This window comes from Streptomyces composti (assembly GCF_012034205.1).
GTDB lineage: Bacteria > Actinomycetota > Actinomycetes > Streptomycetales > Streptomycetaceae > Streptomyces > Streptomyces composti.
This window is the reverse complement of record NZ_JAATEM010000032.1, coordinates 1-19,248: the sequence shown is the minus strand read 5'-3', so window position 1 is coordinate 19,248 and position 19,248 is coordinate 1. Positions and strand designations below refer to the sequence as shown.

General features: G+C 72.6%; 22 protein-coding genes. 19 read left to right on the top strand and 3 right to left on the bottom strand.

Annotated features, from left to right (window positions below; all coding sequences use genetic code 11):
* Positions 1 to 35: 35 nt before the first annotated feature.
* Genes HCJ93_RS23925 through HCJ93_RS23900 form a run of 6 tightly spaced genes read left to right on the top strand, consistent with a single transcriptional unit; the run spans position 36 to position 6,639 of the window.
* On the top strand, positions 36 to 869 hold the full coding sequence (locus HCJ93_RS23925; RefSeq protein WP_167997868.1) for a M55 family metallopeptidase: 834 nt from the start codon (positions 36 to 38) through the stop codon (positions 867 to 869).
* The gene (locus HCJ93_RS23920; protein ID WP_167997867.1) at positions 862 to 2,166 is read left to right on the top strand and encodes a M20/M25/M40 family metallo-hydrolase; all 1,305 of its coding nucleotides are present in this window, start codon (positions 862 to 864) and stop codon (positions 2,164 to 2,166) included. The genes HCJ93_RS23925 and HCJ93_RS23920 overlap by 8 nt, the downstream gene beginning before the upstream one ends.
* On the top strand, positions 2,166 to 4,142 hold the full coding sequence (locus HCJ93_RS23915) for a dipeptidyl-peptidase 5 (protein WP_206317878.1): 1,977 nt from the start codon (positions 2,166 to 2,168) through the stop codon (positions 4,140 to 4,142). Before HCJ93_RS23920 ends, HCJ93_RS23915 begins: the two co-directional genes overlap by 1 nt.
* Positions 4,139 to 5,071 (top strand): S66 peptidase family protein, encoded by a 933-nt coding sequence (locus tag HCJ93_RS23910; RefSeq protein ID WP_167997866.1) that lies wholly within the window; start codon positions 4,139 to 4,141, stop codon positions 5,069 to 5,071. Before HCJ93_RS23915 ends, HCJ93_RS23910 begins: the two co-directional genes overlap by 4 nt.
* A gap of 35 nt (positions 5,072 to 5,106) precedes the next feature.
* On the top strand, positions 5,107 to 5,685 hold the full coding sequence (locus tag HCJ93_RS23905; protein WP_167997865.1) for a GNAT family N-acetyltransferase: 579 nt from the start codon (positions 5,107 to 5,109) through the stop codon (positions 5,683 to 5,685).
* A 54-nt stretch (positions 5,686 to 5,739) separates the two neighbouring features.
* Complete coding sequence (locus tag HCJ93_RS23900) at positions 5,740 to 6,639, top strand: arginase family protein (protein WP_167997864.1); 900 nt, start codon at positions 5,740 to 5,742, stop codon at positions 6,637 to 6,639.
* A 57-nt stretch (positions 6,640 to 6,696) separates the two neighbouring features.
* Here HCJ93_RS23900 and HCJ93_RS23895 read toward each other — a convergent pair whose 3' ends face one another.
* Positions 6,697 to 7,044, bottom strand: coding sequence for a VOC family protein (locus tag HCJ93_RS23895; RefSeq protein ID WP_167997863.1), 348 nt, complete (start codon positions 7,042 to 7,044; stop codon positions 6,697 to 6,699).
* Between the two features lie 531 nt (positions 7,045 to 7,575).
* The gene (locus HCJ93_RS23890; protein ID WP_167997862.1) at positions 7,576 to 8,538 is read right to left on the bottom strand and encodes a TIGR03557 family F420-dependent LLM class oxidoreductase; all 963 of its coding nucleotides are present in this window, start codon (positions 8,536 to 8,538) and stop codon (positions 7,576 to 7,578) included.
* Positions 8,539 to 8,677: 139 nt separating this feature from the next.
* On the opposite strand from HCJ93_RS23890, the gene HCJ93_RS23885 reads away from it, so the two are divergent.
* The 13 genes from HCJ93_RS23885 (at position 8,678) to HCJ93_RS23825 (ending at position 18,863) form a co-directional block, all read left to right on the top strand.
* Positions 8,678 to 10,300 (top strand): NAD(P)/FAD-dependent oxidoreductase, encoded by a 1,623-nt coding sequence (locus HCJ93_RS23885; protein WP_309141491.1) that lies wholly within the window; start codon positions 8,678 to 8,680, stop codon positions 10,298 to 10,300.
* A 131-nt stretch (positions 10,301 to 10,431) separates the two neighbouring features.
* The gene (locus HCJ93_RS23880) at positions 10,432 to 12,279 is read left to right on the top strand and encodes a transketolase (RefSeq protein ID WP_167997861.1); all 1,848 of its coding nucleotides are present in this window, start codon (positions 10,432 to 10,434) and stop codon (positions 12,277 to 12,279) included.
* A complete protein-coding gene (gene ligD, locus HCJ93_RS23875; protein WP_167997860.1) occupies positions 12,276 to 13,211 on the top strand; it encodes a non-homologous end-joining DNA ligase in 936 nt (311 codons plus the stop codon). Before HCJ93_RS23880 ends, ligD begins: the two co-directional genes overlap by 4 nt.
* A gap of 191 nt (positions 13,212 to 13,402) precedes the next feature.
* Positions 13,403 to 13,801, top strand: coding sequence for a gas vesicle protein GvpO (locus tag HCJ93_RS23870; protein ID WP_167997859.1), 399 nt, complete (start codon positions 13,403 to 13,405; stop codon positions 13,799 to 13,801).
* 52 nt (positions 13,802 to 13,853) lie between these two features.
* Positions 13,854 to 14,294, top strand: coding sequence for a gas vesicle structural protein GvpA (locus tag HCJ93_RS23865; protein WP_167997858.1), 441 nt, complete (start codon positions 13,854 to 13,856; stop codon positions 14,292 to 14,294).
* Positions 14,291 to 15,064 carry a GvpL/GvpF family gas vesicle protein gene (locus tag HCJ93_RS23860; protein WP_167997857.1) on the top strand — a complete coding sequence of 258 codons (774 nt, stop codon included), beginning with the start codon at positions 14,291 to 14,293 and terminating at the stop codon, positions 15,062 to 15,064. Before HCJ93_RS23865 ends, HCJ93_RS23860 begins: the two co-directional genes overlap by 4 nt.
* A gap of 4 nt (positions 15,065 to 15,068) precedes the next feature.
* The gene (locus HCJ93_RS23855; protein WP_167997856.1) at positions 15,069 to 15,335 is read left to right on the top strand and encodes a gas vesicle protein GvpG; all 267 of its coding nucleotides are present in this window, start codon (positions 15,069 to 15,071) and stop codon (positions 15,333 to 15,335) included.
* Complete coding sequence (locus tag HCJ93_RS23850) at positions 15,332 to 15,964, top strand: DNA primase (protein ID WP_167997855.1); 633 nt, start codon at positions 15,332 to 15,334, stop codon at positions 15,962 to 15,964. The genes HCJ93_RS23855 and HCJ93_RS23850 overlap by 4 nt, the downstream gene beginning before the upstream one ends.
* Positions 15,961 to 17,202, top strand: a complete 1,242-nt coding sequence (locus tag HCJ93_RS23845; RefSeq protein WP_167997854.1) for an SRPBCC family protein — start codon at positions 15,961 to 15,963, stop codon at positions 17,200 to 17,202. Before HCJ93_RS23850 ends, HCJ93_RS23845 begins: the two co-directional genes overlap by 4 nt.
* Complete coding sequence (locus HCJ93_RS23840) at positions 17,199 to 17,573, top strand: gas vesicle protein (RefSeq protein WP_167997853.1); 375 nt, start codon at positions 17,199 to 17,201, stop codon at positions 17,571 to 17,573. Before HCJ93_RS23845 ends, HCJ93_RS23840 begins: the two co-directional genes overlap by 4 nt.
* Positions 17,570 to 18,376, top strand: a complete 807-nt coding sequence (locus tag HCJ93_RS23835) for a GvpL/GvpF family gas vesicle protein (RefSeq protein WP_167997852.1) — start codon at positions 17,570 to 17,572, stop codon at positions 18,374 to 18,376. The genes HCJ93_RS23840 and HCJ93_RS23835 overlap by 4 nt, the downstream gene beginning before the upstream one ends.
* Positions 18,373 to 18,561, top strand: a complete 189-nt coding sequence (locus HCJ93_RS23830; RefSeq protein WP_055570463.1) for a gas vesicle protein — start codon at positions 18,373 to 18,375, stop codon at positions 18,559 to 18,561. The genes HCJ93_RS23835 and HCJ93_RS23830 overlap by 4 nt, the downstream gene beginning before the upstream one ends.
* Entirely contained in the window at positions 18,558 to 18,863 is a 306-nt protein-coding gene (locus tag HCJ93_RS23825; protein ID WP_167997851.1) for a gas vesicle protein K, read from the top strand. The genes HCJ93_RS23830 and HCJ93_RS23825 overlap by 4 nt, the downstream gene beginning before the upstream one ends.
* Positions 18,864 to 19,021: 158 nt before the next feature.
* Here the strand turns inward: HCJ93_RS23825 and HCJ93_RS23820 are convergent, their stop codons facing one another.
* Positions 19,022 to 19,192: a hydrophobic protein gene (locus HCJ93_RS23820; protein ID WP_164338052.1), complete on the bottom strand. Its 171-nt coding sequence runs from the start codon at positions 19,190 to 19,192 to the stop codon at positions 19,022 to 19,024.
* Between the last annotated feature and the right edge of the window lie 56 nt (positions 19,193 to 19,248).

The window sequence follows — 19,248 nt, the reverse complement described above, 5'->3', positions numbered from 1 at the left end:
GCAGCGCTTCGGGCCCAGCACGTAGCGTGGGCCGCATGAAGATCCTCATCAGCGCCGACATGGAGGGCGCCACCGGCGTCACCTGGCCGGCCGACGTGCTGCCGGGGACGCCGCAGTGGGAGCGCTGCCGCTCCATGTTCACCTCGGACGTCAACGCCGCCGTGCTGGGCTTCCTGGACGGCGGCGCGGACGAGGTGCTGATCAACGAGGCGCACTGGACCATGCGCAATCTGCTGCTCGAGCAGCTCGACGAGCGGGCGCAGATGCTCACCGGGCGGCACAAGTCGCTGTCCATGGTCGAGGGCGTGCAGCACGGCGACGTGGACGGGGTCGCCTTCGTCGGCTATCACGCGGGCGCCGGCATGGAGGGCGTCCTCGCCCACACCTACCTGGCCAACTCCATCACCGGAGTGTGGCTCAACGACACCCGGGCCAGCGAGGGGCTGCTGAACGCCGCAGTGGCCGCCGAGTACGGGGTGCCCGTGGTGCTGGTCACCGGCGACGACGTGGCCTGCGAGGACGCGCTCGGATACGCGCCGGAGGCGCTGAAGGTCGCGGTCAAGGACCATGTCTCGCGCTACGCGGCGGTCTGCCGCACCCCGGCCCGCACGGCCGCCGACATCCGGGCGGCGGCGAAGCAGGCCGCCGCGCTTGCGGTGCGTCACGAACCGGTGGCGGCGGGACCGTTCACCGTGGCCGTGGAGTTCGACGCCGAGCACCTGGCGATGTCCGCCACCGTCGTGCCGGGTGTGGCGCGGATCGGGGAGCGGAAGGTGGCGTACACCAGCGGGACCATGTACGAGGGCATCCGCACGTTCAAAGCGGTCACCACGATCGTCTCGGCGGCGGTGGAGGAGCAGTATGGCTGACGCACTGTCGCTGGACGAGGTCGTGACCTTCACCTCGGACCTCATCCGGATCGACACCACCAACCGCGGCGGCGGGGACTGCCGGGAGCGGCCCGCCGCCGAGTACGCCGCCGCCCGGCTCGCCGAGGCGGGCCTGGACCCGGTGCTCCTCGAGCGCACCGAGGGCCGCACCAATGTCGTCGCCCGCGTCGAGGGCAGCGCCCCCTCGGCCGACGCGCTGCTGGTGCACGGGCACCTGGACGTCGTACCGGCCGAGGCCGCCGACTGGAGCGTGCACCCGTTCTCCGGCGAGGTGCAGGACGGCGTGGTCTGGGGCCGGGGCGCCGTCGACATGAAGAACATGGACGCGATGATCCTCGCCGTGGTACGGGCCTGGGCCCGCGCGGGCGTACGGCCCCGCCGCGACATCGTGATCGCCTTCACCGCCGACGAGGAGGCCAGCGCCGAGGACGGCTCCGGCTTCCTCGCCGACCGGCACCCCGAGCTGTTCGAGGGCTGCACCGAGGGCGTCAGCGAGTCGGGCGCCTTCACCTTCCACGACGACCAGGGCAGGCAGCTCTACCCGGTCGCGGCCGGCGAGCGCGGCACCGCCTGGCTGAAGCTCACCGCGCGCGGACGCGCGGGCCATGGCTCCAAGGTCAACGGGGAGAACGCGGTCACCCGGCTCGCCGCCGCCGTCACCCGCATCGGCGAGCACCGCTGGCCGCTCAGGCTCACCCCGGTCGTCCGCGCCGCCCTCACCGAACTCGCCGCGCTGAACGGCGTCGAGACCGACCTGTCCGACGTGGACGCGCTGCTGGACAAGCTCGGCAGCGCCGCCCGGCTCGTCGAGGCGACGGTGCGCAACAGCGCCAACCCGACCATGCTGGACGCCGGCTACAAGATCAATGTGATTCCGGGGCAGGCCGTGGCCCACGTCGACGGCCGGTATCTGCCCGGCCACGAGGACGAGTTCAGGGCCACGCTCGACCGGCTCACCGGCCCGGACGTCGACTGGGAGTTCGAGCACCGCGAGGTGGCCCTCCAGGCACCGCTCGACTCGCCCACGTACGCGCGGATGCGGGCCGCCGTCGAGGAGTTCGCGCCGGAGGGCCATGTGGTGCCGTACTGCATGTCGGGCGGCACCGACGCCAAGCAGTTCTCCCGGCTCGGCATCACCGGCTACGGATTCGCGCCGCTGAAGCTGCCGCCGGACCTCGACTACCAGGCGCTCTTCCACGGCGTCGACGAGCGTGTCCCCGTCGAGGCACTGCACTTCGGGGTGCGGGTCCTCGACCGATTCCTGAGGACGGCCTGATGAGTGTGGAGCAGACGGTACGGACCCTGAGGCACGGTTCCTGGCCCTCGCCCGTGGACGCGGCGCTCGCCGCCTCGCACGACGGCAGCCCCGAGTACACCGGGTTCGTCGGCGACGAGGTGTGGTGGACCGAGCCGCGGCCCGCCGAGCAGGGGCGGCGCGCCCTGGTGCGGCGGCACGCGGACGGCACCGAGGAGTCGGTGCTGCCGCCGCCGTGGAACGTGCGCAGCCGGGTCATGGAGTACGGCGGCGCCCCCTGGGCCGGGACCGTGCACGACGGCCGTCCGCTGGTGGTCTTCGCCCACTTCGCCGACCAGCGCCTCTACCGCTTCGAGCCCGGCGGCGAGCCGCGCCCGCTCACCCCGGACTCCGCGTCCCCGGCCGGGCCTCGGCTGCGCTGGGCCGAGCCGCTGCTGCTGCCGGAGCGGGGCGAGCTGTGGTGCGTCCTGGAGGAGTACACCGGCGACGGACCCGACGACGTGCGCCGGGTCGTCGCCGCCGTCCCCCTGGACGGCTCGGCCGCCGAGGACCGGGCCGCCGTGCGGGAACTCACCGACGACCGGCACCGCTTCGTCACCGGGCCGCGGCTCTCACCGGACGGGAGGCGCGCCGCCTGGCTGGCCTGGGACCACCCGCGCATGCCCTGGGACGGCACCGAGCTCCTCCTCGCCGACGTCGCCCCCGACGGCACCCTGGGCCGGCCGCGCACCGTGGCCGGCGGCCCCGCCGAGTCCATCCCCCAGGCCGACTGGACCCCCGACGGGCGGCTGCTGTACGTCAGCGACCGCACCGGCTGGTGGAACCTCTACCGGGACGGCGAGCCCCTCTGCCCGCGCGAGGAGGAGTTCGGCGGACCGCTGTGGAAGCTGGGCTCGCGCTGGTTCGCGCCACTGGAGGACGGACTGATCGCCGTCGTCCACGGCCGGGGCGCCACCAGGCTCGGCATACTCGACCCCGAGACCGGCGAGGTCGTCGACGCCGCCGGACCCTGGACGGAGTTCTCCCCGACCCTCGCCGTGCTCGGCGAGCGGATCGTGTCGGTCGGCGCCGGCCCGTACAGCTCCCCCGAGGTGGTGGAGCTCGACGCCAGGACCGGCAGGGCCCGGGTGATCGGCTGCGAGCACCGGGACGCCGTGGACCCCGCCTACTACCCCGAGCCGGTCAGCCGCACCTTCACCGGCCCGGACGGCCGGGAGATCCACGCCCATGTCCACCCGCCCCGCAACCCCGGCTGCACGGCCCCCGAGGGCGAGCTGCCGCCGTACGTCATCAGGGCGCACGGCGGTCCCACCGGCCGGGTGCCGCTGGTGCTCGACCTGGAGATCGCCTACTTCACCTCGCGCGGCATCGGCGTCGCCGAGGTCAACTACGGCGGCTCCACCGGGTACGGGCGCGCCTACCGCGAACGGCTGCGCGGGCAGTGGGGCGTGGTCGACGTCGAGGACTGCGCGGCCGTCGCGCGCGCCCTCGCCGAGGAGGGCACCGCCGACCCGGCCCGCCTCGCCATCCGCGGCGGCAGCGCCGGCGGCTGGACCACCGCCGCCTCGCTCACCACCACCGACGTCTACGCCTGCGGCACCATCCTGTACCCGGTGCTCGACCTGGCCGGCTGGGGTCCGGGCGAGACCCACGACTTCGAGTCCCGGTACCTGGAGAGCCTCATCGGCCCCCGCGCCGAGGTGCCCGAGCGGTACACCGAGCGCTCGCCGCTCACCCACGCCGACCGGCTCACCGCGCCCTTCCTGCTGCTGCAGGGCCTGGACGACGTGATCTGCCCTCCCGTGCAGTGCGAGCGCTTCCTCGCCCGGCTGAAGGGACGCGGGATCCCGCACGCCTGCCTCACCTTCGAGGGGGAGGGCCACGGATTCCGCCGCGCCGAGACCATGGTGCGCGCCCTGGAGGCGGAACTGTCGCTGTACGCCCAGGTCTTCGGGTTCGAACCCGAAGGCGTGCCACCCCTGGAGCTGACCCGGTGAGCCGCCTGGAACCGCTGACCCGCCCGCCCCGGCTCGCCCCCGGGGCACGGGTGGCCGTGGTCGCACCCAGCGGCCCCGTCCCCGAGGAGCGGCTGCAGAACGGCCTCGACGTGCTGCGCGGCTGGGATCTCGACCCCGTGGTGGCGCCCCATGTCCTCGACCGGCACGCCGACTTCGGCTATCTGGCGGGCGGCGACGCCGACCGGGCCGCCGACCTGCAGTCCGCCTGGTGCGATCCGTCCGTGGCTGCGGTGATCTGCGCCCGCGGCGGCTACGGCGCCCAGCGCATCGTCGATCTGCTCGACTGGACGGCGATGCGGGCGGCCGGGCCCAAGGTGTTCGTCGGATTCAGCGACATCACCGCGCTGCACGAGGCGTTCGCCACCCGCCTCGGCCTGGTCACCCTGCACGGGCCGATGGCGGCCGGCGCCGACTTCGTCAAGAGCGCCCGCGCCCAGGAGCACCTGCGGGCCACCCTGTTCGCGCCCGAGACGGTCCGCACCCTCACCTGCCGGGGCGGCGCGCTGATCCCCGGCCGGGCCCGCGGCGTCACCCTCGGCGGCTGCCTGAGCCTGCTCGCCGCCGAACTCGGCACCCCGCACGCAAGACCCACCGCGCGCGGCGGACTGCTGTGCCTGGAGGACGTGGGGGAGGAGACCTACCGCATCGACCGCTACCTCACCCAGCTGCTGCGCTCCGGCCTGCTCGACGGCGTCTCAGGCGTACTGCTCGGCTCCTGGACGGAGTGCGAACCGTACGACGGGCTGCGGTCGCTGCTCGCCGACCGGCTCGGCGGGCTCGGCGTGCCCGTGGCCGAGCAGTTCGGGTTCGGTCACTGCGAGGACGCGCTCACCGTCCCCCTCGGCGTCATGGCCGAACTCGACACCGAGGCGGGCACGCTGACCCTCGACGAACCACCGCTGAGCTGAACGGCCCCCTCCGGACGCCGCCATAGGGTGACAGGATGCCGCACGACACCTCCCGCTACCTCGCCGAAGGCCCCCGCGTGGGGATACGCCACTTCACCTACGCGGACGGCCCCGAGTTCACCGCCCGGGCCAGGGAGAGCAAGGACCTGCACCACCCCTGGCTGTTCCCGCCCGACACCGCCGCCGCCTACTCCGTCTACGCCGGGCAGCTGATCCAGGACCCGGCGAAGGCCGGCTTCCTGGTCTGCGAGAAGGCGGCCGGCGGGGCGATCGCCGGCTTCATCAACATCAACAACATCGTCCACGGCGCCTTCCGGAACGGCGCCCTCGGCTACGGCGCCTTCGCCCACGCCGCCGGGCGGGGCCTGATGCGCGAGGCACTCGGCCTGGTGATCCGCCATGCCTTCGGGCCGATGGGACTGCACCGCCTGGAGATCAACGTCCAGCCCGGCAACAGCGCCTCGATCGCCCTGGCCCGCGCATGCGGATTCCGCCTGGAGGGATACTCGCCCGACATGCTCTACATCGACGGAGCCTGGCGCGACCACGAACGCTGGGCCGTCACCGCGGACATGCTGCGCCCGCCCGGCGACACGGATCCGACGGCCCGTTGATGCACGCCCGGAAGATCGTTGAACCCGAAACACCACGTCGGCGAGGATGATCACATGCGGAACATCGTCGTGATCGACGCCCCCAGCAACCTGGGACTGCGCCCGCCCGCCCCGGGCACCGTCCCCGGCTGCTACAAGCTCGCCGGCGCGCTGCGCGAACAGCGCATCGTCGAGCGGCTGGGCGCGCAGGAGGGCGGGGTGGTGGTACCGCCCCGCTACGACCGGGGCGACTGGCAGGAGGGCGACGGAGTCTTCAACGCGGCTGCCCTCGCCGCCTACACCCGCAAGCTCGCCGACCGCGTCGAGCACCATGTGCGCGCCGGGGACCTGCCCGTCGTCCTCGGCGGCGACTGCTCCGTCCAGCTCGGCGCCTCGCTCGCCCTGCGCCGGATCGGGCGCTACGGACTGGTCGCGGTGGACGCCTCGCCCGACTTCCGCCACCCCGGCAACTCCGAGCACGTCGGCGCCGCCGGCGGCGAGGAGGTCGCCCTGGCCACCGGGCGCGGCCAGCAGGACCTCACCGACCTGGAGGGACTGCGGCCCTACCTGCGGGACGAGGACGTCCGCTTCTTCGGCGTGCGTGACTACTTCGAGGACGAACGCGCCGAACTGGCCGCCCTGAAGATCCCCGTCGTCACCGTCGGGGACCTGCGCCGCTGGGGCGCCGCCGACCTCGCCAGGGGCGCCGCCCGCTCCTTCGAGGCGCCCGGCCTGGACGGCTACTGGGTGCACCTGGACGCCGATGTCCTCGACCCGGCCGTCATGCCCGCCGTCGACAGCCCCGACCCGGACGGCCTGGAGCCCGGTGAACTCGTCGCGCTTCTGCGGCCGTTGCTCGAATCACCGCGCTGCGCGGGCCTCACCGTCACCATCTACGACCCCGACCTCGACCCCGACGCCACCGGGGCGGCCCTGCTCACCGACACGGTCGTCTCCGCCTTCACCCGCTCCTGACCCGCCGGGCCGCGGGAGCCGCCGAGGCCGCCGAGGCCGCTGAAGGCGGCCGGTGGCTCACCCTCGCCGGTCCACGTACTCGTACACCATTCCGTCCGGGTGACGGACGATCAGGTTGCGCCCCCCGGGAGTCGTGACCGGCCCGGCGACGATGTCGGCGCCCAGCTCCACCAGGGTCTTGTGGGCCTCCTCGACGTCCGTGACCGCGATCGTCGCCGCGACCTTGCGCAGCAGGTCCAGCTGGGATCTGGGCCCGCTCATCAGCAGGAAGCAGCCCACCGCGGCCACCTGCACCCCGCCCCGCTCGAACCGCAGGGCCGCTGTGCCCGCCAGCCGCTCGTAGAAGGGGATCGCGGCCTCGAGGTCGTCGACGTAGACGCGCAGTGTGGCACCCAGAATCTCCATGCGTACGAGCCTAGTTGTGCGGGCCCCGCGCCGTGGCGAGCTCTCCGGCGATCTCCACGGCACACACCCGGCTGCGTTACGCCGCCCCGCCCGCCGGGTACCCGGCCGCGTTGCAACGCTCCGAACATCTCCAGCACCTGGACGAACCGACGAGGGCCAGCGCTGTCATCGGCCGGCGGTCGGAGCGATGTTCCATCAGGACGATCGCCGTCTGCCTGCTCGGCTGCCCCGCGCCGGCCTGGTTCGCGGGGCGCATGAGCGCGCGCGCCGCGGCCGGCGATCGGCTGAGTACACGTCGTTCCGGGGTGCCGAGGGCGCCCCGTGTGTGGACGTTCCTCGCGGGCGTGCCCCCGCTGCCGGCGGCCACGGCAGGTGTCCCCGTCGTCGCGGTCATCGGCACCGGCGCCGCCGGCCGGTCGTCGTATCGACCCGGAGCTGATCCGGCGGGACTGACGGAGCGTCAACCATGGGGCGGCAGCGGGCTGCAGGAGGGAAGGCACCGGCCCGCTGCCGTCTCGCAGAAGCGGCGCGTCAGCCGGCCTGCTGGAGCTGGGGCAGCACCTTGGTGCGGTAGAAGTCGAAGAAGCCGCGGAGGTCGGGGCCGATCTGGTTGACGTAGATGCGGTCGAAGCCGGCGTCGGCGAAGCGGCGCAGTTCGGTGACGTGGGCGTCCACGTCGGCGCCGCAGACGCGGTTGTCGCGCACCATGTCCTTGGTGACCAGGGTCTGCGCCTGCTCGAAGTGCTTCGGTGAGGGCAGGACCTGGCCCAGCTCGCCGGGGAGCAGTTCGTTCGCCCACAGGCGGTGCACGGTGCGGACGCACTCGTCGCGGTCGGTGCCGTAGCAGACCTTGGTGCCGCCGCTCACCGGCTTTCCGCCGCCCCCGCCCTTGCGGTACTGCTGCACCATCGGGGCGTCCGGCATCATCGTGATGTAGCCGTCGCCGACCCGCGCAGCCAGCTTGGTCGCGGCCGGGCCGAAGCCGGAGATGTCGATGGGGACCGGCTCGTCCGGGACGGTGTAGAGACGGGCGTTCTCCACCGTGTAGTGCGTGCCGTGGTGGTTGACCTCCTCGCCGGTGAGCAGCCGGCGCATCACCTGGACGGCCTCCTCCAGCATCTCCAGGCGTACGTGGGCGGGCGGCCAGGGGCCGCCGAGGATGTGCTCGTTGAGCGCCTCGCCCGTGCCCACGCCGAGGCGGAAGGCGCCCTCCGACATCACCGCCGCCGTCGCCGCGGCCTGCGCCACCACCGCCGGGTGGGTCCGCACCGTCGGGCAGGTCACCGCCGTGCCGACCGGCAGCGACACCGCCTCCGACAGCGCGCCGATCACCGACCACACGAAGGGGCTCTGCCCCTGCTCGTCGTTCCACGGGTGGTAGTGGTCGGAGATCCACAGGTGCTGGAAGCCCGCCTGCTCGGCCATCCTGGCCTGTTCGATCAGTTCCGCCGGGCCGTACTGCTCGCTCGAGAGGAAGTAGCCGTACTCGGGCATCGGGGCCTCCGCGACGTGGGCGGTCGGTGTCCGGAACCGGGTACCCGGGGGCCGGAGCGGCAACCGGCGGACGTTTGACCACCCCGGCCAGGGGGACGCGGACATCTCCCGACGTCCGCGACCGCGCCGGAGGCGAACCGTGAGTCGACCCCGCATTGTGATCGTCGGTGCCGGTTTCGCCGGGTACCGCACGGCCCGCACCCTGGCCCGGCGGGCCAAGGGACGGGCCGACATCACCCTGCTGAACCCGACCGACTACTTCCTGTATCTGCCGCTGCTGCCCCAGGTGGCCGCGGGCATCCTCGAACCGCGCAGGGTCACCATCTCGCTCTCCGGCACCCTGCCGGAGGTGCGGCTGGTGCTGGGGGAGGCCGACGGCATCGACCTCGACGCGCGCACCGTGCACTACACCGGCCCCGAGGGCGAGACCGGCACCCTCGCCTACGACCGGCTGGTGCTCGCGGCCGGCAGCGTCAACAAGCTGCTGCCCATCCCGGGCGTGGCCGAACACGCGCACGGCTTCCGCGGGCTGCCGGAGGCGCTGTACCTGCGCGACCACGTGACCCGGCAGATGGAGCTGGCCGCCTCCGCCGAGGACCCCAAGAGCTGCGCCGCACGCTGCACCTTCGTGGTGGTCGGCGCCGGCTACACCGGCACCGAGGTCGCCGCGCACGGGCAGTTGTTCACCGAGGCGCAGGTCCGCAAGCATCCGCTGCGCTCGGGTCTGCGGCCCCGCTGGCTGCTGCTCGACATCGCCGACCGGGTCCTGCCCGAGCTGGACGAGCGGCTCTCACGCACCGCCGGCCGGGTGCTGCACGAGCGGGGCGTGGACGTGCGGATGGGCACCTCGGTGAAGGAGGCCACCCACGACGGGGTGCTGCTGACCGACGGCGAGTTCGTCGACACCCGCACGCTGGTGTGGTGCGTGGGCGTCCGGCCCGATCCGCTCGCCGAGTCCCTCGGACTGCCGATGGAGCGCGGGCGGCTGCTGGTCGATCCGCACCTGCAGGTGCCGGGCCGGCCCGAGGTGTTCGCCTGCGGCGACGCCGCCGCGGTGCCGGACCTGGACCGGCCGGGGGAGTACACGGCGCCCACCGCGCAGCACGCCTGGCGGCAGGGCAAGGTGTGCGCCCACAACATCGCCGCGTCCCTCGGCGACGGGGAGCGGCGCGCCTACCGGCACAAGGACATGGGGTTCGTGGTGGACCTCGGCGGGGTGAAGGCCGCGGCCAATCCGCTCGGCGTCCATCTGTCCGGGGCCGTGGCGGGTGCGGTCACCCGTGGCTACCACCTCGCGGCGATGCCCGGCAACCGGGTGCGGGTCGCCGCCGACTGGCTGCTGGACGCCGTACTGCCGCGCCAGGCAGTGCAGTTGGGGCTCGTACGGTCCTGGTCCGTGCCGCTGGACACGGCGTCCCCGGAGCTGGCGCGCGTGCCGGGCGGCCCGCGGCGGGACGGTGACGCGGGTGACGGCTCCGGGAACGGGACGGCCCAGGCGTCGGGCGGTGGCGACAGGAGCAGCAGCGGGAGCGGGGGCAGAAGCCAGGGCGGGTCCGGGGCCGGGCCGGGGTCCGGCCGGGAGCCTGCCAGGAATCAGCCGGGTGGTGAGCCCGCGAAGAATCAGCCGGGCGGTGAGCCCGCGAAGAATCAGCCGGGTGGTGAACCTGCCAGGAACCAGCCCGGCCCCGGGGCGTCCTCCGGCGAGGTGCTGGACGAGGCGCACCCCGCGCCCGGTCCCGTGAGGCGCCCCGAGCTGCCCTGACCCGAGCGGGCCGTGTCGCAACGGGCCCGCGCCCCGCCCGCCGCATCCGCCGACCCGTCGATCCCCGTCGATCGCTACCGATCCCCTTCGATCCCTATCGATCAAGGCCCACTACCAGGCCAAGGAGACTCATGAACACCGGTGAACTCGCCGAACTCGGACAGCAGTTGCGGGTGGACAGCGTCCGTGCCGCGGCTGCCGCGGGCTCCGGGCATCCCACCTCCTCGATGTCCGCCGCCGACCTGATGGCCGTGCTGCTCGCGCGCCACCTCCACTACGACTTCGACCACCCCGACCACCCCGGCAACGACCGCTTCGTGCTCTCCAAGGGGCACGCCTCGCCGCTGATGTACGCGGCGTTCAAGGCGGCGGGCGCCATCGACGACGAGGAACTGCTGACCTTCCGCAAGCTCGGCAGCCGCCTCGAGGGCCACCCGACACCCCGGCAGCTGCCCTGGGTGGAGACCGCCACCGGCTCGCTGGGGCAGGGACTTCCCGTCGGGGTCGGCCTCGCGCTGGCCGGCAAGCGCCTGGACCACGCCGACTACCGGGTGTGGGTGCTGTGCGGGGACAGCGAACTCGCCGAGGGTTCGGTGTGGGAGGCCGCCGAGCACGCGGCGTACGAACACCTGGACAACCTGGTCGCGATCGTGGACGTCAACCGGCTGGGCCAGCGCGGCCCCACCCGGCACGGCCATGACCTCGACGCCTATGCCCGCCGCTTCCAGGCGTTCGGCTGGCACACCGTCGAGGTCGACGGTCACGACGTGGACGCCGTGGACCGTGCCTACGGCGAGGCGCTGTCCACCGCGGGCCAGCCCACCGCGATCCTCGCCCGCACTCTCAAGGGCAGGGGCGTCGAGGCCGTCCAGGACCGCGAGGGCCTGCACGGCAAGCCGCTGCCCGACGCGGAGGAGGCCATCGCCGAACTCGGCGGCCCCCGCGATCTGACGGTCCGGGTGCACCAGCCGCCGGACGCCCGTGCGCTGCACTCCGTGCCCGCCGGGCAGTTCACTCCGCCCCGCTGGGACAGGGGTGAGGAGGCGGCGACCCGGGACGCCTTCGGTGAGGCGCTGGCCGCCCTCGGCACGGCCCGCGCCGATGTCGTCGTCCTCGACGGTGAGGTGGGGGACTCCACCCGCGCCGAGCAGTTCGCCAAGGAGCACCCCGAGCGCTACTTCGAGTGCTACATCGCCGAGCAGCAGATGGTCGCCACCGCCGTCGGCATGGCGGCACGCGGCTGGACCCCGTACGCGGCCACCTTCGCCGCGTTCCTCACCCGCGCCCACGACTTCGTCCGCATGGCGTCGATCAGCGGCTCCGGCCTCTGCCTCGTCGGCTCGCACGCCGGAGTGGCCATCGGGCAGGACGGGCCCAGCCAGATGGGCCTGGAGGACCTGGCGATGATGCGGGCGGTGCACGGCTCGACCGTGCTGTACCCGTGCGACGCCAACCAGACCGCCCGCCTGGTCGAGGCCATGGCCGGTCTGGACGGCATCCGCTATCTGCGCACCTCCCGCGGCGCGGGCCCGGTGATCTACGGCCCCGACGAGCGGTTCCCCGTCGGCGGCAGCAAGGTGCTGCGCTCCTCCGGCGAGGACCGGCTGACGCTCGTCGCTGCCGGGATCACCGTCCCCGAGGCGCTGAAGGCGGCGGATGCGCTGGCGGAGCTGGGCATCGCGGCGCGGGTGATCGATCTGTACTCGGTCAAGCCCGTGGACCGGGACACCCTGCGCCGGGCCGCCGACGAGACCGGCTGCCTGGTCACCGTGGAGGACCACCACCTCGAGGGCGGCCTCGGCGACGCGGTGAGCGGGGCCTTCACCGACGGGCGGCCGGTACCGCGGCTGGTGCGGCTGGCCGTGCGCTCGATGCCGGGTTCGGCGACTCCCGAAGAGCAGCTGCACGCGGCCGGCATCGACGCCGAGTCGATCGCGGCGGCCGGGCGGCTTCTCGTGGAGGAGGCGATCGTGCCGTGAGCGAGGGCGCCGCGCGCTCGGTGCGGGCGGGCCGCCGCACGGTGCGGGTGCACCGGCCGGACAAGGTGCTGTTCCCGGGCACCTCCGGCAACGCACAGGAATACACGAAGGGTGATCTCGTCGACTATCACCGGGCGGTGGCCCGGTACATGCTGCCGCATCTGCGCGGCCGTCCGCTGATGCTGGACCGGCGCCCGGACGGTATCGACGGGCCCGCCTTCATGCAGAAGAACACCCCGGACGGCTACCCGGAGTGGATCACCCGGGCGAAGCTGCGCAAGGAGGGCGGCACGGTCGTGCACACGGTGTGCGACGACACCGGCACCCTTCTGTACCTCGTCGACCAGGCGAGCATCACCCTGCACCGGTGGCTGTCCCGCACGGACTCGCCGGACCACCCCGACCGGCTGGTCTTCGACCTCGACCCTTCCGGTGACGACTTCGCAACGGTGCGTGAGACGGCGCGGCTGCTGGGGGAGCTCCTCGCGGAGCTGAAGCTGCCCTCGGCGCTGATGACCACCGGTTCGCGCGGCCTGCACGTGGTGGTGCCGCTGCACGGCCGGCACTCCTTCGACGAGGTGCGCGACTTCGCCCGGGAGACCGCCGGCACCCTCGCCGAGGCCCACCCCGACCGGCTCACCACCGCCGCCCGCAAGAAGGACCGCGGCGACCGGCTCTACCCGGACGTGCAGCGCAACGCCTACGCGCAGACCGCGGTCGCCCCCTACACCGTGCGCGCGCTGCCCGGCGCCCCCGTCGCCACCCCCCTCACCTGGGACCAGCTGGACGACCCCGGCCTCACTGCCCGCCGCTGGACCGTCGCCGACGCGCTGGAGCAGGCCCGCACCGATCCCTGGGCGGGACTCCTGCGCCGAGGCCGCGCCCTCGGCCCGGCCCGCCGTCGCCTGCGGGAGCTGCGCGGAAGCCGCTGATCCCGGTCGCCCGCCACGCCGCTGACCAGAGGCCCGGAAGCCGCTGACCAGGGCTCTGGGACCCGTCGGCGGAGGCACCGGGCCCTGCCCGGCCGAGGCGGCCCGCCACCCCTGACCAGGGCCGTGGCAATCGGGACGGGTCCCGGAGGTTTGGCGAACAGACTTGCGGCCACACGGAGGGGGAGGTGGCCATGGCGAACACAGAAGACCCGGACGAACCATTGAGTTCACAGGAAAGCCAAGACTCACACGAGTCCCGCAAGCCGACACGAAGCACCAGAAGCACCAAGAGAGCCGAGAGCACGAGAACGGCGAAACGTCCGACCGCGATGGAGATCCTGCGCCAGGCGCGCGGGCAGCTCGCGGAGCTGACCGGCATGGAAGCCGAATCGGTGACGTCCTTCGAGCAGACGGACGAGGGCTGGTCGCTGGAGGTCGAGGTCCTCGAACTCGAGCGCGTGCCCGACACGATGAGCCTGATGGCGAGCTACCAGGTGGAGCTGGACTCCGACGGGCAGCTCACCGGCTACCGGCGCGTACGCCGCTATGAACGCGGGCGTTCGGACGCGCGCAGGTCCGGCGGCCGCTAGGCCGCCCGGGCGAGATCACCCAGCATCCGCACACAAGGGAGGAACAGCCGGCATGACAGTCGTTCCGGCACAGCAGTCCGGCGGCGGAGGCGGCAGCAGCGGCCTCTACGACGTGCTTGAGCTTGTTCTGGACAGGGGGCTCGTCATCGACGCATTCGTGCGCGTGTCCCTGGTCGGTATCGAGATTCTCAAGATCGACGTTCGCGTCGTCGTCGCCAGCGTCGACACGTATCTGCGCTTCGCCGAGGCGTGCAACAGGCTCGACCTCGAGGCCGGGCCGCGCAAGGACCCGGGCCTTCCCGACATCGTCGGCCAGGTCACCGAGTCCGGCGCCCGCGGCAAGTCCAAGGGCGCCCTGTCGGGCGCCGCCGAGACCATCTCCGACGCCTTCCAGCAGGGGCGCGAGGGGGACGGTGAGGGCGAACGCGAGACCAAGTCGCGTCCGCGCGCCCGCAAGAGCACCTCGTCGCGTCGTAAGGAGGAGCAGGAGTGAGCACCTACGTCTACGGCATCACGGCGAGCTCGCACCCCTCGCTCCCCGAGGGCATGGAGGGCGTCGGCAACCCGCCGCTGCCCCTGCGCGTGGTGAAGGCGGGGGACCTCGCGGCCGTCGTCAGCGACGCGCCCGAGGACCTGCGCCCCAAGCGCAGGGAGCTGCTCGCCCACCAGAACGTGCTCGCCGAGATCGGCGCGGCGGGCGCGGTGCTGCCGATGCGCTTCGGCAGCGTCGCCCCCGGCGACGACGCCGCCGCGCAGGTGCTCACCGAGCGGGCCGACCACTACAAGGAGCGGCTGCGCGCCCTGGACGGCCGGGTCGAGTACAACGTCAAGGCCAACCATGTCGAAGAGGCCGTGCTGCACCACGTCATGGCCGCCAACCCGGAGATCCGCGCCCTCGCCGAGTCCAACCGGCAGGCGGGCGGCGGGAGTTACGACGACAAGCTGCGCCTGGGCGAGATGGTCGCCGCGGCGGTGAAGGCCCAGGAGGCCGAGGACGCCCTGGCTCTGCAGCGCGCCCTGGAGCCGGCCGCCGACGCCGTGAGCGTGGGCCCCGAGTCCACGGGCTGGCTCGGCAACGTCTCGTATCTGGTGGAGCGGGCGACGGCCGAGAACTTCCTGGCCGCCGTGGAGCAGGTCCGCACGGACATGCCGCATCTCGAGGTGCGCCTGAACGGTCCGCTTCCCCCGTACAGCTTCGTCGAGCCCGGCCCGGCTGAGCCGGCGGGCACCACCGCGGGCGGGGCGGACGCCGGAGCGGGGTGAGGTCATGGGGCTGATCTCCGAGGTGCTGCTGCTGCCGTTCGCCCCCGTGCGCGGCAGCGGCTGGGCCATCAAGCAGGTTCTCCGTGAGGCGGAGCGCATCTATTACGACCCCGCCACCATCCGGGCCGAACTGGCCCGGCTCGAGGAGCAGCTGGAAGCCGGGGAGATCACGGAGGAGGAGTTCGACCAGCAGGAGGACGAGCTCCTGGACCGGTTGGAGATCGCGACGCGCCAAGGCGCGGGTAGAGGGGACGGGACGGCACCGCAATGAATCGCATGGGACTCGGGCTCGCCATAGGAGCCGGATACCTTCTCGGACGCACGAAGAAGCTGAAGATGGCGGTCGCCGTCGGCGGCCTCGTCGCCGGGAAGAAGCTCAATCTCAGTCCGCGCATGGTCGCCGACCTGGTCTCCCCGCAGCTGCGGAACAACCCGCAGTTCAAGGAGATCGGGGACCAGCTGCGCGGCGACCTGCGCGGGGTCGGCAAGGCCGCCTCCGGCGCGCTGGTCGAGCGGCAGCTCGGCGCCGTCGCCGACCGGCTGCACGGCCGCACCGCCGCGCTGCGCGAGCAGGTCGCGGGCGGCGGCACGGGCGACGGTGACGAGCCGGACGAGGAGCCCGCGGAGGAGTACGACGAGGACCAGGAGGCGCGCGAGCCGGACGACTCGGCCGACGACGCGCACGAGGCCGAGGAGTCCGCCGACGAGGCACCCGCCCGCAAGGCGGCGCAGAAACCGCCGGCCAAGAAGGCGGCGAAGAAGGCACCCGCCAAGAAGGCACCTGGCAAGAAGGCAGCGGCCACCAAGAAGACAGCCGCCCGCAGGACGACCGCCGCCAAGAAGACGGCAGCCCCGCGCGGCGGCCGCTCGGGCAGCACGAAGGGAGGCGGTGAGCGATGACCGACACAGTGGACTCGGCCCGCGACACCGCCCGCGGGCAGGACGGCGGCGGAAACCCGCTCGCCGACCTCGCACACAGCGAGGCCGCCGACCGCCTCAAGGCGGAGCTGCAGGACTACCTCGCCGCGCAGGCCACCCGGGTGCTCACCGGAGTCGGCCGCAAGCTCGGCGAGACCACCGGCAAGCTGAACGACATCGCCGAGGGCAAGAGTCCCGGCATCGGCAAGCTGGCCCTGGACGGCGGACGCAAGCTCGCCGAGGGCAAGGGCCCCCTGCGCAGCGCCCTGGAGCTCGGCGCCTCGCGCGCCAAGGACAGCGTCAAGGGCGCGGTGAAGGGCATCGGCGGCGGCAAGGGCAAGAAGAAGCGCAGCGCCGGCAGCAAGCCCACCGTCATCATCGAGCACATCGACGTCGGCGTCCCGCTGCGCACGGCCTACGACCAGTGGACCCAGTACCAGGACTTCAGCACCTTCGCCAAGGGGGTCAAGAGCGCCAACAAGTCGGACGACACCACGTCGGACTGGCAGGCGAAGGTCCTGTGGTCCAACCGCAGCTGGAAGGCGCAGACCACCGAGCAGATCCCCGACGACCGCATCGCCTGGACCTCCGAGGGGGCCAAGGGCACCACGAAGGGCGTGGTCTCCTTCCACAGGCTCGCGGACAACCTCACCCGCGTGCTGCTGGTCATCGAGTACTACCCCTCCGGCTTCTTCGAGAAGACCGGCAACATCTGGCGCGCCCAGGGCCGCAGGGCCAGGCTCGACCTGAAGAACTTCGCCCGCTTCATCACCATCAAGGGCGAGGCGGAGGACAGCTGGCGCGGCGAGATCCGCGAGGGTGAGGTCGTGCGCAGCCACGAGGACGCCATCGCCGAGGAGGAGCAGGAGCGCGAGCCCGAGGGCGGGCAGTCCGAGGGCGAGGAGCCAGGGGCGGAGGCCGCCGAGGGCGCGCCCGAGGACGAGTACGAATCCGAGGACGAGCACGGATCCGAAGGCGAGCCCGAGGACGAGTACGAGGACGAAGAGGGCGAGCCAGGGGACGAGTACGACGAGGAGCCGGAAGAGGAGTACGAGGAGGGCGAGCCGCCCGAGGGCTACGACGACGAGCCCGAGGACGCCGAGGACGCCGAGTACGAGGACGACGACGAGCCCGAGGAGGGCTACGAGGACGAGGAAGAGTACGACGACGAGGCGGACGAGGACGAGCCCGTCCGTGACGAGGGCAGGAGCCGCCGATGACGACACCCGGCCGCCTTCCCGACCCCTATGGCCAGGGCGGCGGCGCCAACCTCGCCGACATCCTGGAACGGGTGCTCGACAAGGGCATCGTGATCGCGGGCGACATCCGCATCAATCTGCTCGACATCGAACTGCTCACCATCAAGCTGCGCCTCATCGTGGCCTCGGTCGACAAGGCCAAGGAGATGGGCATCGACTGGTGGGAGACCGACCCGGCGCTCTCCTCCCGGGCCCGTCGTGACGAGCTGGCCCGGGAGAACGCGGAGCTGCGGGAACGGCTGGCCGCACTGGAGGAACTGGAGGCCGGCCGCGACCAGGAGCCCTCGTCCACGGCGTCCGCACAGGAGCAGGCACACAGGGAGGCCCCGTGATCGGACTGCGGTACGTCTACGCCGTATGCCGCCCCTTCAGCACACCCCTCCAGGCGCAGCTGTCCGGCGTGGCGGGTGATCCGCCCCGGCTGCTGACCCACCACGGCCTGGTGGCCGTGGTCAGCCATGTGCCGGAGGCGGACTTCGCCGAGGAGCCGCTGCGCGCGCATCTGGAGGACCTCGACTGGCTGACCGGCGTGGCCCGGGCCCACCAAGGGGTGATCGACGCGCTCACCACGGTCACCACGCCGCTGCCGCTCCGGCTCGGCACCGTGTTCCGTGACGACAGCGGCGTACGGACGATGATCGAGGCGCGCGAGGAGTCGTTCCGGCACACCCTGGACCGGCTGGAGGGGCGCGTGGAGTGGGGCGTCAAGGTCTTCCTGGAGGACGCGCCGAAGCCCGAGGCCGCCGCCCCGGCGGCCCGCCCCGCGTCCGGCCGCGACTACCTGCGGCAGCGGCGTTCCCAGACGAAATCGCAGGACGAGCTGTGGCAGCGCGCCGAGCTCTTCGCGACCCAATTGCACGAGACCCTGTCCCGGGTCGCCGAGGACTCCCGGCTGCACGCCCCGCAGAATCCCGCGCTCTCCGGCGCCTCCGGGCGCAATGTGCTGAATGCCGCCTATCTCGTGCCGCGCGCCGGCTCCGAGGAATTCGTGGAAAAGGTGGACCAGACAAAGGGTGAATTGCCCGGAATTCGGGTGGAACTCACCGGGCCCTGGGCCGCCTATTCTTTCGCCGGTGACACCGCTCCGGAATCCGCCTCGGACGAGGAACGGCCCAATGCGAAGGAGCGGTCGTGACCGTCGTCGAACGCCGTGAGATCGCGCTGGTCGACCTGCTGGACCGGCTGCTGGCCGGCGGGGTCGTCATCACCGGGGACATCACGCTGCGCATCGCGGACGTCGACCTGGTCCGCATCGATCTCAACGCGCTCATCAGCTCGGTGAACGCCAATGTCCCGTCGCCCTTCGAGGAGTCCCGTTGACCGACGACCAGCAGCCGCCCGCGAAGCGCCGGGCCCGGCTCGACCTGGAACCCGACACGGTCGAGCGCGACCTGGTCAAGCTCGTGCTGACCGTGGTGGAGCTGCTGCGCCAGCTGATGGAGCGGCAGGCGGTGCGCCGCTTCGACCAGGGGGATCTGACGGAGGAGCAGGAGGAGCGCATCGGATTGACGCTGATGTTGCTCGAGGAGCGCATGGCGGAGCTGCGGGACCGCTACGGACTGCGGCCCGAGGACCTCAATCTGGACCTCGGGCCGCTCGGACCGCTGCTTCCCCGGGAGTGACCTCGACGGTTTTCCGCTCAATCCGCTGCTGCCCCGCGAGTGGCCTTCCGGATTTCGGCTTGCTCGAACCGCTGCTGCCCCGGGGGTGGCCTTCCGGGCTTCGCCGGCCGGTCACTTCCGGGGCAGCCGGGTAGCGCTTGTCGGGAACTATCTCTTTGTCACCACCGGTACCAGCGTCCCCGGCCGCCGCCCGCTGTGGTGCTGCGCATCACGAAGCCCAGCAGCCACACCACGAGAACTGCCACCGCGATCCACCACAGTGCCTTCACGGCGAATCCGGCGCCGAACAGGATCAGAGCCAGAAGCAGAACAAGAAGAATGGGAACCATAATGTCAACCTCCTGACATGCTGGTTGCCCGCATCTCGCTTTTCATGACTCCTAAT